A 13,688-nucleotide genomic window follows, 5' to 3' on the forward strand; every position below is an offset into this window, starting at 1 on the left:
CATTAAAAGTGCACTATGCTGCATTTATGACTGTGGATACAGAGTCGCTTGCGCGAGCGATCGGTGCGCGTGTGAAGCAAGAACGACAATCCAGGCGATGGACGCTCGATCAGCTCGCCGCCGCGGCTGGCGTGAGCCGTCGGATGGTAGTCAACGTCGAGCAGGGGTCGGTCAACCCGAGTGTCGGCACGCTGCTGCGACTGAGCGATGCGCTCGGCGTCGGTTTGCCGGCTCTGGTGGAGCCACCCGCTCCGAAACCGGTCAGGGTAACCCGTCGTGGTGAGGGCGCCACACTGTGGACTGGTGAGTCCGGCGGGCGCGGGGTACTTGTCGCAGGTACGACTTCGCCTGATGTTGTCGAGCTGTGGGACTGGACCCTGGAACCGGGTGAGAGCCACGCCAGCGAACCCCATTCGGAAGGCACCAGGGAATTGTTGCAAGTTCTCGATGGCGGCATCGTCGTCGAAGTCGCCGGACAGTCGTACTCGCTCGATACCGGTGACGCGCTCACGTTCCCAGGTGATGTCGCGCATGCCTACATCAACCCGGATGATCAGCCTGCCCGGTTCTCGCTCACGGTCTTCGAGCCCGGAGTGGGAACGGCACACCGAACGGAGCCCCCGAATGCCTGAAAAGCCGAGCAGTGCTGAACAGTTCCTCGTCGACGCTCAGGTCGATGAGGCTGTATTTCAGTTGTGCCCGACCTATCGGACCATGCTGATCGTGGCGGAGGGGCTCACGCCTGCGCCGAGCAACGAGGTCAGTGACGAATTGGTCGACGCCGCCGAGGCCCACGCCAAGAAATTGCTTGCCGAGAGGCCCGTAGAGGAAATCGCGCATGTTGCCGCGTGGAGGGATGCCTACCGCGCCTTCGGGGCGAAACCGCAGCGCACCCGGAACAGCCTCGAGTCCCTGCTGCGTCGCGCGGAGACCGGGCTGCCGCGGGTGAACGCGCTCACCGACATCTATAACGCCATTTCGGTGCTGCACCAGGTGCCGTTGGGTGGCGAAGACCTCGCCTACTACCAGGGCCCTGCCCGGCTGGTACGGGCGGCAGGCAATGAGGACTTCGATGTTGTGGCGAACGGCGTGGAGATGCTTGAACACCCGGATGCCGGCGAGGTGGTGTGGCGGGACGACCTCGGCGTAACGTGCCGCCGGTGGAACTGGCGGCAGGGTCGCCGCACCGGTCTGTCGGACGCCACTGAGTCAGCATTCTTCATCTTCGACGCACTCGATCCGATGACCGACGACGCGGTGCACACAGCGGCCGGCGAACTTGCCGATGCGTTCAGGCAGCTCGGTCCTCACGTGAGAGTGACAGGACGGATGGTCGCCGCATCATGAACCTGGAGGGTACAAAGACTCCGCTGCCCCCGTGGGCCATGGCCGTGACGGCGATGCTCATGATTCAGTTGAGTTCGGCGCTGTCGGTTGGGCTTATCGAGGAGGTAGGAGCGGCAGGCACAGCATGGCTGCGACTGTGCATGGGTGCGCTGATCTTCCTGCTCCTCGCCCGGCCGCCAATTCGGTTCATCCGCCGCCGCGACCTACCGGCGCTGCTCGGTCTCGGCGCAGCGACCGGCCTCATGTCCGTAGCGTTTCTTGCGGCGATCGATCGTATTCCCTTGGGTACCGCCGTGGCGATCGAGTTCCTTGGCCCGTTAACGGTCGCAGCGATCCGCAGCCACAGCCGGCGCATGCTCGCCTGGCCAGGGCTCGCATTGGCCGGCGTGATCCTGCTGACCGAACCGTGGCACGGCGAGGTCGATCTTGCTGGTATCGGATTCGCCGTACTTGCGGGCACCGGGTGGGGCGTCTACATTCTGCTCACCCAGCGGGTCGGCGACCGCTTTTCCGGTATCAGCGCGCTCTCGCTGACGATTCCAATAGCGGCAGCAATGGCCGCATTCGTCGGGGTGCCGCAGGTCGTCGGGCATCTCGACTGGCGCGTGCTCCTCATCGCGGCCGGGCTCGCACTACTCGCACCCGTGCTCCCGTTCGGTCTGGAGATGCTGGCCCTGCGCCGGATGACCCATACCGCGTTCGGCACACTGATGGCTCTCGAACCGGCCTTCGGTGTTGTGCTCGGACTCATCGTGCTGCATCAGATCCCCTCGCTCGTTCAAGTCGCCGGGATTATGCTCGTTGTCCTCGCCGGGGCTGGCGCGCAACGTGGCGGCACCCGGACCGGCGAAAACGGTAACCCAACTCTCGTTCTGAAGGAGCAACCATGAAGTCAGCGATGAAGTACAGCTCGACGTTCATCTTCGAGGTCAAGGACCTCGATGACGAATTCCACCGCATCGACAGTGAAATTGCGGAACGCGCCCGCCAAATCCCCGGGTTTCTCGGCGAGGAGGCCTGGCATAACGAGGAGACCGGCTTGCATGCCGAGGTCTACTACTGGTCGAGCATGGACGCACTGAAGCAGCTCGTCGGCATGGACACCCACGGCATCGCAAAGCGCCGTCATGGGGAGTGGCTCGGCGAGTACCGGGTTGTGATCTCCGAAGTGCGATCCGTGTACGGAAACCGGGCCCTCGGCCTTGAGCACATCCCGACAAACCTTGAACACACCACGACAAAGGAGTAACCCGTATGTTCACCGGACTCAGTGCCTTCCCGCTCACCCCGTTCACGGCCGATGCCATCGATGAGCGGGCATTCACCGGTCTGATCGAGCGGCTCGCGGGTTCGGGTGCGGACTCGATCACCGCGCTCGGGTCCACCGGCTGCTACTCCTACCTCACCACCGAGGAGCGAGCCCGCGTTGCTCGCCTCACCGTACGGCACGCCGGGAGAACGCCCGTGTTCATCGGCGTCGGCGCGCTGCGCACCTCGCAGGTGCTCGCAAACGTCCGCAGCGCCGAGGTTGCCGGAGCCCAAGGGGTGCTGCTCGCCCCGATGACGTATCAGCCGCTCACAGCGGACGACGTGTTCGAGCTGTTCCGCACCGTGACCGAGCAGACGTCGCTGCCGGTGATCGTTTACGACAACCCTCGGACTACGCACTTCACGTTCACGACCGAACTGCACGGTCGGATCGCGGCGCTGCCGAGGATCGCATCGATCAAGATTCCTGGCGTGCCCAGCGACCCAGAACAGGCCCGCGGGCGAGTCCAGGAGATCCGCGGGGTGATTCCGGAGCACGTCACTGTTGGAGTGTCGGGTGACGCGCTCGCGGCAGCTGGACTCAACGCTGGATGCGATGCGTGGTACTCGGTTATCGGCGGAACGCTCCCGGAGCCAGCGCTCAGGATCACCAGAGCGGCCCAGGAAGGGCGTAGGGCCGACGCGGTCGCGGAGTCAGAGCATCTCGCCCCACTGTGGGCACTGTTCAGCGAATTTGGCGGAAGCCTCCGCGTTGTCGCGGCAATCGCTGAGCATCTCGACCTGGCCCCGCACCGATCCCTGCCGCTGCCGATCCAGGGATTGAACGACGAGCAACGACGCCGCGTCGCAGAGGTAATCCGGGAACTCGGCTTAGACGGCTAGCAGCGTCACCGACGCAAGGAACGCCGGCATGACGCAAGGAATGCCAGCGCGCCGCACCGGCGCACCGAAGCGCCAACCGGCTTCATTCCGGCTTCCGGGGCCACTCGACGCTGACCGCCACGTTGAATGCGGCGCCGACCAGGACCGCGAGAGCGATGATGTAGAGCCACAGCATAACGACGATCGGCGCGGCGAGCGGCCCGTAGATCGAGGTCCCACCGATCGAGTAGGACAGAATCAGTCGCATCAGCAGGCTCGCCAGCAGCCAGATGGCAAGTGCGAGGAACGCACCGGGAAGGTCACGCCACCAGGAGCGCCGCAACGGCGTCGCCACGTGGTAGAGCACGGCGAGCATGACAACCGACAGCACCGTAACCACGGGCCAGTACAGGGCGACCAGGAACTCCAGCGGCAGTGGCAGCCAGGAAGCAATCAGATCGGGGCCAAGGGCAACCAGTGGCACCGCGATCGCGCCGACGAGCATCGCGGCGATATAGAGCGTGAATGACAGCGCCCGCTGCTTCAGCGCGCTCCGGTGACCCCCGTAGCCGTACATGATCGACACGGTGTCGAGGTAGGTATTCACCGCCCGCGATCCGGACCACAGCGAGATCAGAAACCCGAGGGACAGCACGCCGTATCCCGGGCCGACGATGGCGTCCCGAAATGTCGGCAGCACAACCGTGTTCACAACCTCGTCGGTCAGGAAGGGCTGGGTCAGGTCGATGATGTTCTGTTCGAGATCGAACTGCCCGGCAGCGCCTATGCTCCGGGTGATCCAGGCAACAACGGCGGCAAGCCCTAGAACCAGTGGCGGCAACGAGAGCAGGGTGAAGAACCCCGCCTCCGCGGCGAGATTGGACACCCGGTACTTGAAGACGTACCGCACCGTGGTCAGCAGAAGCCTTCCCACCGCGGTCCGGGTGAACGCCGACCACAGCGACGCGAGAGCGTCGCGCACTGTGCTCATGGTCGTGACGCCGAAGCCTTAACCGCCATTCTCGTTTCCCTCTCGGGCAAGGGCGGTCATCCTCGAGATGGCCCGCAGGTACTTCTTTTTATACCCCCCACCGAGCATTTCTTCGGTGACCACCTTGTCCAGGGCGATTCCGGATGCGGCAATCGGCACCTCGCGATCGTAAAGCCGATCAACCAGGACGACGAGCCGAAGCGCCACGCTTTCGTCCTGGATCGTTTCGACGTCCGTCCAGTACACCGCGCGCACATCGGCGAGCAGCGCCCGGTAACGACTGGGGTGCACCTGTGCAAGGTGCTCCAGCAGGGATGGGAAACTGTCCAGCGCAACGCCTGGCGAGACATCGGCGTCCCGTTGCGCGGCCTCGACGACGGCGGCGCTGCTTTCCGGCTCCGGCGGCTTCGGCAGACCACGATGCCGGTAGTCCTCGCCGTCGACCTTCAGAACCTTGAACTGCGATGACAACACCTGGATCTCACGCAGGAAGTCCTGCGCGGCGAACCGGCCCTGGCCAAGAGCGTCGGGCAGTGTGTTGGACGTCGCCGCGATCTTCACACCGGCGTCGGCGAGCTCGCGCATCAGCCGGGACATCAGCACAGTGTCACCCGGATCGTCGAGCTCGAACTCGTCGACGCAGACCAGCTTCATTTCCTTCAGAGCGGCTAGCGCCGGATGGAAACCGAGCGCACCGACCAGGTTGGTGTACTCGACGAACGTGCCGAAGGCGGCGGGCTTGTCGAAGGAGTGCCAGAGTGAGGCCAGCAAGTGTGTCTTGCCGACGCCATATCCCCCATCGAGATAGACCCCTGCAGGCGCGTCCGACTTGCCCGCACCGAACAGCTTGCCGAACAGGCTGGTCGGCGCAGTCGAGTCTTTGGAAAAGCCGCGCAGCGCCTCGACGGCAGCGCTCTGGCTTGGCTGATTCGGATCGGGACGATAACTATCGAATGACACGTCCTCGAAGTGTGGCGGCGGAACAAGTGCGGAGATCATCTGGCTCGGATCGACCTGCGGACGGCGATCGACGAGGTGTACGAGGGCGCTTGATTCGGTTCCTATCACGAGTACGAACTTTACGTCGTTAGGCACCCGCAGCGCTAAACGGGCTAGAACCCGAGGCGGCCAAGCTCCTTGGGATCGCGTTGCCAGTCCTTTGCGATCTTCACGTGCAGGTCGAGATAGACCCGCGTGCCGAGCAGTGCCTCGATGCCGGCACGCGCCCTGGTGCCGATATCCTTCAGCCGCGATCCGCCACGGCCAATGATAATTGCCTTCTGGCTGGAACGTTCGACGAACAGGTTGACCCGGACGTCGAGCAGCGGCGAACCCTCCGGGCGCCCTTCACGTGGCACCATCTCCTCGACCACGGCCGCCAGGGAATGCGGCAGTTCGTCCCTGACCCCTTCCAGCGCGGCTTCCCGCACCAGCTCGGCGACCATGATCCGTTCCGGCTCGTCCGTCAGTTCACCCTCCGGATACAACGGCGGGGACTTCGGCAGGTGCGAGGTGAGCACGTCGGCCACCGTATCGACCTGGAAGTCGGTGGTCGAGGACACCGGAACGACGTCAGCCCACTCCATCAGCTTCGATACGCTCAACAACGCCTCACCCAGCGCGTCCTTTGAGACCCGGTCCGATTTCGTCACGATGGCGACCTTGGGGGTTCTCGGCACGGCCTCGAGCTGCGCCGCGATATAGCGGTCACCTGGGCCGATTTTTTCGTCCGCCGGCAGGCACATCCCGATCACGTCCACCTCGGCGAGGGTCGCGGCGACGAGCTCATTGAGTCGTTGCCCGAGCAGGGTGCGCGGCCGGTGCAGCCCCGGGGTGTCTACCAGGATCAGCTGGGAGTCCTCCCGGTGCACTATCCCGCGGATCGTGTGCCGGGTGGTCTGCGGTTTCGATGAGGTTATTGCGACCTTGGAGCCGACTAGGGCGTTGGTCAGGGTCGACTTTCCTGCGTTCGGCCGACCGACAAGGCAGGCAAAGCCCGCACGGTAGTTGTCAGAGTGTTCCGTGAAGCCGGTCATTACTTCTCCGTTGCGTCGTTGTGCATCGAGTCATCCCTGCTGAGTTTCCCGCCAGCGGTTTCATCGAGGGATACGAGTAGGTGAGTTATCTGATGCCGACGGCCGACGCCGGGCTCGGCCTCGATCCTCAGACCATGGATAGTAGCGGTCGATCCGGCGATTGGCACCTTGCCGAGTGCTTTCTGCAGCAATCCGCCGATCGAGGTTACGTCCTCGTCGGTGATGGTGAGGTCGAACAGCTCGCCGACGTCCTCGACCGTCTGCCGGGAACTCACCCGGCGGACGCCACCACCCACGTCCTCGACGTCGTCGTCATTCTTGTCGTACTCGTCGTCGATCTCGCCAACGATTTCCTCGACGATGTCCTCGATCGTGACAAGACCGGCCGTGCCGCCGTATTCGTCAACGACCACGGCGACGTGCCGCGCATCCTGCTGCATCTCACGCATCAGGCTGTCGATCGGCTTGGTCTCGGGCACGAACATGGCCGGCCGGGCGATCGCCTCCACCGTCATGGCATGAGCGACCGAGGGATCGCCGTGCACGCGCCGCGCGACGTCCTTCAGATAGACGATGCCGAGCACGTCGTCATCGGTATCGCCGACGACTGGCGCCCGGGAAAAGCCCGACCGAAGAAACAGCGTCATCGCCTTATGCAGCACGGTGTCCCGGTCGATCGTGACCAGATCGGTCCGGGGCACCATCACCGACCGGGTCAGAGTGTCGCCGAGGTTGAAAACGGACTGAATCATCTCGCGTTCTTCGTCCTCGATCACGTCGGACTCCCCTGCCCGATCCACCAGGTCCCGAAGCTGATCCTCGGTGACGAACGGGCCTTCCCGATACACCCGCGCCGGCGTGACCACGTTTCCGAACCAGACCAGCAGTTTGGCCAATGGACCGAGTACCCGGCGAAGGCCGTGGATGAGCCAGCCGGTGCCCAGGGCGATATTGGCCGCCTGACGGCGTCCCACGGTGCGGGGGCTGACACCGACCAGGATGAAGGTGAACACGGCTAGCACCAGCACAGCGACCAGCAACAGCTGCCACCACGAGTCGAAATAGCGCGCCAGCACGAGAGTCACGCACACCGCGGCGCCCGATTCGGAGATGGTTCGGACGAACGTTGCGACATTGATGTGCGTCGGCAGATCGGAGATGATCCGGTCCAGACGACGTGCGCCGCGCTTTCCGTCGGCCACCATTGCGGCGACTTGCCCGCGCGGCAGTGCGATCAGGGCGGCCTCGGCGGCCGCAATCAGGCCAGCAATTGCAAGGAGTACGACCGCGACGAATAGAAGGCCGATTACCGGAACGTCTATGAGTCTCGACCCCGATTTGCCAGGAACGTCAGCAGAAGCTGTCGTTGCAGCGCGAACATCTCCCGCTCCTCATCTGGTTCGGCGTGATCGTAGCCCAGCAGGTGCAGGATGCCGTGCGTTGTGAGCAGCAGGATCTCCTCCATGGCGGAATGGCCGGCAGCCATCGCCTGCTTCTCGGCCACTTCGGGGCACAGCACGATGTCGCCGAGCAGACCCGCGGGCGTAATGCTGTCCTCGGTGCCCGGCCGCAGTTCGTCCATCGGGAACGACAGCACATCGGTGGGGCCCGGTTCGTCCATCCAGTCGATGTGCAGCTTTTCCATCTCCGCGGACCCGACCATGATGATCGAAAGTTCGACCTGCGGATGCACATGCATCTGGTCAAGCACGTAACGCGCCAGCTCGGAGACCTCGCGCTCCTCGCAGGGTCGGCCCGATTCGTTGTTTACCTCAATACTCACGTCTTAACCCTCTGACCCATCCCAGCGACCGTACGCCCGCACAATGTCCGACACGAGACGGTGCCGGACAACATCGGCGCTGTCAAGTTCGGCGAAGAACACGTCATCGATATCCAGCAGGATGTCCCGGACGACCCGGAGTCCGCTCGGCGCGCGACCAGGCAGATCGATCTGAGTGACGTCGCCGGTAATCACCATCTTCGAGCCGAAGCCGAGCCGGGTCAGGAACATCTTCATCTGTTCCGGCGTCGTGTTCTGTGCCTCGTCCAGGATGATGAACGCGTCGTTGAGAGTGCGTCCGCGCATGTAAGCGAGCGGCGCGACTTCCAGGGTTCCAGCCTCGAGCAGCCTTGGGATGCTGTCCGGATCGAGCATGTCATGCAGCGCGTCGTAGAGCGGACGAAGGTACGGGTCGATCTTGTCGTTCAGCGTGCCGGGCAGGAAGCCGAGCCGCTCCCCGGCCTCCACCGCCGGCCGGGTCAGGATGATCCTGCTGACCTCCTTGCGCTGCAGGGCCTGGACCGCCATCGCCATCGCCAGATAGGTCTTACCGGTGCCCGCGGGGCCAATGCCGAACACGATCGTGTTCGCGGCGATTGCGTCGGCGTAATCGCGCTGTCCGACTGTCTTTGGCCGGATCGAGCGTCCGCGGGAGGACAGGATGTTCATGCTGAGAACATCGCTCGGACTCGCGGGCTGCGGTGCGCTGAGCATTGCGGCTGCGCGCTGCACGAGTTCGGCGCTGAGCTCCTGGCCGGCCTCGACAATCCCGCGCATTTCGCCAAGCAGGTGCTGAACTGTCTCTATCTGATTCTGCGGACCAGTGAGGGTGATCTCATTACCTCGCGCGAAAACCTGGACGCTCGAGTATGTCGTTTCGATGACTTTCAGGAACTCATCGTTTGGACCGAGCAGCGCCACCATCGAGGTGTCATTCGGAATCTCGAGTCGAACCGTGATCTGGGCCGGAGTTGAGGCATACGACGATGTCATGTGAACCGTGGATCGTGGCGATCCCGGAGTCTCCTTATGGTTGAGAGCGACGAAATGATTGAGGATGAAACTACTCAGCTGAATCAGAACCATTCTAGACGTTGTCTGCCGCATCGCTCCATCGGATTGTCTACCGGGATTGCGCACCGCGAAGTAGATGACGCTTCAACAACCTTGCGGGCGAATGGCGATTTGATTAAGACAAGGTCACAGTGGCCCATCCAGGACGACGCGGGCAGCTGCGTTATGCCACACTCGAATGCGTTGTGTCCGGACATCTCCCGCCGGGCCGAATGCCCACCGATCGAGAGCGAGAGTTCTTCACCCGTGAACTCCACAGCACAGTCCCAGCCGGGACGCCTCCACTGGGGCGCGATCCTGCTGGCTGCCCTCGTGCTGTGTTCGGTGGTTCTCACCGCCTGTACCGGACCACTCGACGTCGGCCCGGACGTCGCTGAGGACGCGGCACCGCAATCTTCGTCGATGCCGTCGAGGCACACAGTCCCGGTGTACTACATCGGCGCCGAAGCCAATGACGAACTGCTGTACCGGGAGTTCCGCTCCGCATCGTCAAGCGCCGACCCGATCGCCGACGCGGTCTCCGCCATGACGCGGTTACGGCCGAGGGATTCGACGTACAAGAACTTCTGGACACCGGCGAGTTCGGTGACCACCAGCCTGCAGAATCAGAGCATCACCGTGGACATCTCGTCCGATGCATTCGATACGAAGCTCAAGCTGACCGACCGCCAGGCCCAGCAATCGATCCAGCAACTGATCTATACCGCAACGGCCGCCGCATCCCAGTTCCAGCTCGCCGACGGCATCACGTCGGTCGCGGTACTGGTGGACGGAATGCCGAGCTACCGTGCCTGGGACTCAATCGAACTGGGTCGTCCGGAGGGACGCTCTACTGCGGCCCGCTCACCGATCTGGCTGATCGACCCTGCGGAAGGCGGCCGGTTCTCCTCGCCGAAGGTCACAATCGCCGGCAGTGCCTGCTCGGACAACGGCAGGATCGGCTGGGAGGTGAGGTCCGGCAACGGCGATGTGATCGAAGCCGGCACCCTCCCGGTGTCGACCGACGTGAACAATCCCGCAAGTTTCGAATTCACCGTCGACCTGAAACCCGGTGCTTACACAGTCGCGGTATACGGCGTGCCCAAGGGCGAGGACCTATCCAGCTCAGCCAGCCGACGCGAATACATCGACCGGAAGTCGTTGACCGTAACCGGCGATGCCCTGCGCTGATCTGCTGCAGCTAGGTCCAGCGGCCGAGCGCTGACCTGCTGCAGCTAGATCCCAGCGGCCGAGCGCGCCGCTAGATCCCAGCGACCCGCTGCAACTAGTCCCAGCGGCCGATCGCGGCCAGCAGAACCGACAGCGCGACCGGGCCGGCCGTCGATGATCGGAGCACATGGGGGCCGAGCTTCGCTGTGGTGGCACCCGCCGCGGTGAACAGTTCAAGCTCCTCGTCGCCGAAGCCACCTTCGGGTCCGACGATCAATAGAGTCTGGCCGGACTGCCTGGCTTTCAGCTCTCGGCCAAAGGTGGCGAACGGCAAGGTCGCGTCTTCATGCAGCACGACTGCGCCGACATCCGGCTGATCGGCGATCAATGCGGCAAGCTGTTTCGGAGTGTGCAGCGCCAGCACCTTCGGCAGCCAGAGCCGGCGCGACTGCTGAGCGGCGGCCCGAACGGTTGACTTCCACTTCGCTTGGGACTTCGCTGCGCGTTTCGCCGGCCAGCTCACGATACTGCGCTGAGCGGCCAGCGGGATGATCGCATCAGCACCGATTTCGGTAGCCGACTCGATGGCCTGCAGGTCGCGGTCTGCCTTCGCCAGCGACTGCACCAGAACGAACTGCTGGTCCGCCGGGGTCTCGCGGACCACCGCATCGACACTCAGCGACATCCGGTCAGGATCGGCGCGCAGGACTGAGCACGAAGCACCGAGGCCGGCGCCATCGGAAAGGATGATGGACTCGCCGGGTGCGATCCGTCGCACGCGCACGGCATGGTGCGCTACCTCGCCGCCTACTCCAATGCTGTCGCCCCTCTCGACGCCGGACGGCAGCTCATCGGAGTAGAACAGCGGCGCGGTCACCTGCCGGCAAACCGATCGCGCAGTTTCGAGAACATCTTGTTGCCGGACGAGGACAGTTTTGCTTCCGGAGCCGTTTCACCGCGAAGCGCGGCCAGTTGCCGCAGCAAGTCGGCTTGCTCCTCGCTCAGGCTGGTAGGCGTCACAACGTGCAGCTCCACCTTCAGGTCGCCGCGGCCGCCTGCCCGCAACCTGCCGACGCCGAGGTCGCGCAGGGTGATGACGTCCCCGTTCTGGCTCCCCGGCTGCAGGTCGAGCTTCTGCTCGCCGTCCAGGGTCTCCAGCGGCAGGTTCACGCCAAGCGCGGCAGCCGTCACAGGAACTTCGAGCGTGCAGTGCAGATCGTCGCCCTTCCGGGTGAATGTCTCGTGCCGCTGCACGTCGATCTCAACGTAGATGTCGCCAGGAGGGCCTCCGGCCGGGCCGACCTCGCCCTGGCCGCCCAGCTGAATCCGGGTTCCGGTGTCGACGCCTGCCGGTACCTTGATGGTCAGCGTGCGGCGCTGCCGAACGCGTCCTTCGCCCTGGCAATCGACACACGGGCTTGGGATGGTGGTTCCGAAGCCGCGGCAGACATTACAGGGAGCGGTAGTCATGACCTGCCCGAGCAGGGTGCGCGCTACCCGCTGCACATGCCCTGAGCCGTGGCAGATCTCACAGGTTTTCGGGCTGGTTCCTGGCTGAGTGCAGGCACCCTTGCAGGTGGTACACAGCACGGCAGTGTCGATCTCGATTCGCTCGGTGCTGCCGAACACCGCGGTTTTCAGCTCGATGCCGAGCCGGAGTAGCGCATCCTGACCGCGCTGGGTCCGGGAAGCTGGCCCCTGCGAGGCTCCGCCGCCCTGGCCGCCGAAGAACGAGTCGAAGATGTCGCCGAAGCCGAAGGACTGGCCGCCGAAGCCGCCTGCGCCGAAACCGTTTCCGTTTTCGCCGCCGCCCATATCGTAGTTTCGACGCTTCGCCGGATCGGCCAGCACGTCGTAGGCATGCGCGACCTTCTTGAACTCGTCTTCCTGCCCGGGACTCACGTCCGGGTGCAGCTTGCGGGCGAGCTTGCGGTAGGCCTTCTTGATGTCTTCCGGACTCGCGTCGCGGTCAACACCGAGGGTTTGATAGTGATCACTCACTGAGGCGGTCACGTCCTAAATCGTCAATAGTGTTCAAGTGTTCTGTTCGTCTACTTGGCGTCAAACCGGTACAACGTTCATGATGCGCGCATCGTGCCGGCTAGTCGGTCAGTATTCGGGAGACGTAGCGTGCGACTGCGCGTACCGCCGCCATCGTCGTTGGGTAATCCATTCGGGTCGGCCCAAGTATTCCCAACGTGGCCAACGAGTCTCCCCTGGAACCGTAACCGGTGGCAACGACGGAGGCACCGGTCAACGATTGGTGCACGTTCTCATGGCCGATGCTCACAGCCACCTCGCGGGCGTCTTCAGCCATAGACGATAACAACTTCAGCAGGACAACTTGTTCCTCGATGGCTTCAAGCAATGGACCAATGGAGTCGCCGAAGTCCAATCCGGAGCGGGCCAGATTTGCGGTGCCCGCCATCACGATCCGATTCTCCCGGTTCGCCTCGGCCAGCGTGTGCAGTGCATCGATGACTCCGGAAAACTGGGCACGATCCTCGGGTCGCAACTGGTCGAGCACGGTCGACGCAACCGGCGACACCCGGTTCATCCGGACACCACCCAGCGCCGCATTGAGGCGAGCCCTGAGTTCCGCCAGCTGCGGCTCGTCGGCGCCACCGGTGTCGACCACTCGCTGCTCAACCCGTCCGGTGTCGGTGATCAGCACGACCAGCGTTCGCGACATCGCCAGGTTGACGAGTTCGACATGCCGCACCGAGGACCGGCTGAACTGCGGATACTGGACGACGGCGACCTGGTGGGTGAGCTGCGCAAGCAATCTCACAGTCCGCTCAAGAGTCTCATCGAGGTCGAACCGGGTGTCCAGTAAGCCGCTGATCGCCCGGCGTTCGGCCGCGGACAGCGGTTTCACACTTGCCAGCTTGTCCACGAAGAGCCGGTACCCTTTGTCGGTGGGCACTCGGCCGGCCGAGGTATGCGGTTGGGCTATATACCCTTCGTCCTCGAGCGCCGCCATGTCGTTGCGAATCGTCGCGGAAGAGACACCGAGTTCGTGTCGCTCGCCCAACGTCTTCGAGCCGACCGGCTCACGGGTGGCGACGTAGTCTTCGACGATTGCCCGAAGAACTTCCAATTTGCGTTCGTCGGCCATCATCCACCCCTTTCCCCCGGATATCAGAACCGGGAAAGCCATTTGGCACTCATCACGCTA

Annotated in this window: 15 protein-coding genes; 6 read left to right on the forward strand and 9 right to left on the reverse strand. The window is 63.8% G+C overall.

The window, feature by feature from the left end:
• The first annotated feature begins 26 nt into the window (after nt 1–26).
• Genes LWF01_RS08920 through LWF01_RS08940 form a run of 5 tightly spaced genes read left to right on the forward strand, consistent with a single transcriptional unit; the run spans nt 27 to nt 3,498 of the window.
• Nucleotides 27–632 (forward strand): helix-turn-helix domain-containing protein, encoded by a 606-nt coding sequence (locus LWF01_RS08920; protein WP_349640666.1) that lies wholly within the window; start codon nt 27–29, stop codon nt 630–632.
• Complete coding sequence (locus LWF01_RS08925) at nt 625–1,347, forward strand: B3/B4 domain-containing protein (RefSeq protein WP_349640667.1); 723 nt, start codon at nt 625–627, stop codon at nt 1,345–1,347. The genes LWF01_RS08920 and LWF01_RS08925 overlap by 8 nt, the downstream gene beginning before the upstream one ends.
• Nucleotides 1,344–2,237 (forward strand): EamA family transporter, encoded by an 894-nt coding sequence (locus LWF01_RS08930; RefSeq protein ID WP_349640668.1) that lies wholly within the window; start codon nt 1,344–1,346, stop codon nt 2,235–2,237. Before LWF01_RS08925 ends, LWF01_RS08930 begins: the two co-directional genes overlap by 4 nt.
• Nucleotides 2,234–2,596, forward strand: a complete 363-nt coding sequence (locus LWF01_RS08935; RefSeq protein WP_349640669.1) for an antibiotic biosynthesis monooxygenase family protein — start codon at nt 2,234–2,236, stop codon at nt 2,594–2,596. The genes LWF01_RS08930 and LWF01_RS08935 overlap by 4 nt, the downstream gene beginning before the upstream one ends.
• Before the next feature lie 5 nt (nt 2,597–2,601).
• Nucleotides 2,602–3,498, forward strand: a complete 897-nt coding sequence (locus LWF01_RS08940; protein WP_349640670.1) for a dihydrodipicolinate synthase family protein — start codon at nt 2,602–2,604, stop codon at nt 3,496–3,498.
• Between the two features lie 82 nt (nt 3,499–3,580).
• Here the strand turns inward: LWF01_RS08940 and LWF01_RS08945 are convergent, their stop codons facing one another.
• From LWF01_RS08945 to LWF01_RS08970, 6 genes are all read right to left on the reverse strand, one after another.
• On the reverse strand, nt 3,581–4,468 hold the full coding sequence (locus LWF01_RS08945; RefSeq protein WP_349640671.1) for a YihY/virulence factor BrkB family protein: 888 nt from the start codon (nt 4,466–4,468) through the stop codon (nt 3,581–3,583).
• Nucleotides 4,469–4,486: 18 nt separating this feature from the next.
• Nucleotides 4,487–5,467 (reverse strand): cell division protein ZapE, encoded by a 981-nt coding sequence (zapE, locus tag LWF01_RS08950; RefSeq protein ID WP_349640870.1) that lies wholly within the window; start codon nt 5,465–5,467, stop codon nt 4,487–4,489.
• A 113-nt stretch (nt 5,468–5,580) separates the two neighbouring features.
• Nucleotides 5,581–6,504, reverse strand: a complete 924-nt coding sequence (era, locus tag LWF01_RS08955; protein ID WP_349640672.1) for a GTPase Era — start codon at nt 6,502–6,504, stop codon at nt 5,581–5,583.
• The gene (locus LWF01_RS08960; RefSeq protein WP_349640871.1) at nt 6,504–7,826 is read right to left on the reverse strand and encodes a hemolysin family protein; all 1,323 of its coding nucleotides are present in this window, start codon (nt 7,824–7,826) and stop codon (nt 6,504–6,506) included. The genes era and LWF01_RS08960 overlap by 1 nt, the downstream gene beginning before the upstream one ends.
• Complete coding sequence (gene ybeY, locus LWF01_RS08965; RefSeq protein WP_349640673.1) at nt 7,823–8,287, reverse strand: rRNA maturation RNase YbeY; 465 nt, start codon at nt 8,285–8,287, stop codon at nt 7,823–7,825. Before ybeY ends, LWF01_RS08960 begins: the two co-directional genes overlap by 4 nt.
• Before the next feature lie 3 nt (nt 8,288–8,290).
• A complete protein-coding gene (locus LWF01_RS08970; protein WP_349640872.1) occupies nt 8,291–9,280 on the reverse strand; it encodes a PhoH family protein in 990 nt (329 codons plus the stop codon).
• A gap of 327 nt (nt 9,281–9,607) precedes the next feature.
• Between LWF01_RS08970 and LWF01_RS08975 the strand changes: the two genes are divergently transcribed.
• On the forward strand, nt 9,608–10,531 hold the full coding sequence (locus tag LWF01_RS08975) for a Gmad2 immunoglobulin-like domain-containing protein (RefSeq protein ID WP_349640674.1): 924 nt from the start codon (nt 9,608–9,610) through the stop codon (nt 10,529–10,531).
• Nucleotides 10,532–10,625: 94 nt separating this feature from the next.
• On the opposite strand, the gene LWF01_RS08980 is transcribed toward LWF01_RS08975, so the two are convergent.
• From LWF01_RS08980 to hrcA, 3 genes are all read right to left on the reverse strand, one after another.
• The gene (locus LWF01_RS08980; RefSeq protein WP_349640675.1) at nt 10,626–11,387 is read right to left on the reverse strand and encodes a 16S rRNA (uracil(1498)-N(3))-methyltransferase; all 762 of its coding nucleotides are present in this window, start codon (nt 11,385–11,387) and stop codon (nt 10,626–10,628) included.
• Entirely contained in the window at nt 11,384–12,511 is a 1,128-nt protein-coding gene (dnaJ, locus tag LWF01_RS08985) for a molecular chaperone DnaJ (RefSeq protein ID WP_349640873.1), read from the reverse strand. The genes LWF01_RS08980 and dnaJ overlap by 4 nt, the downstream gene beginning before the upstream one ends.
• Nucleotides 12,512–12,611: 100 nt before the next feature.
• Nucleotides 12,612–13,628, reverse strand: coding sequence for a heat-inducible transcriptional repressor HrcA (gene hrcA, locus LWF01_RS08990; protein WP_349640874.1), 1,017 nt, complete (start codon nt 13,626–13,628; stop codon nt 12,612–12,614).
• Nucleotides 13,629–13,688 lie beyond the last annotated feature (60 nt).

It is taken from the genome of Saxibacter everestensis, assembly GCF_025787225.1.
Lineage (GTDB): Bacteria > Actinomycetota > Actinomycetes > Actinomycetales > Brevibacteriaceae > Saxibacter > Saxibacter everestensis.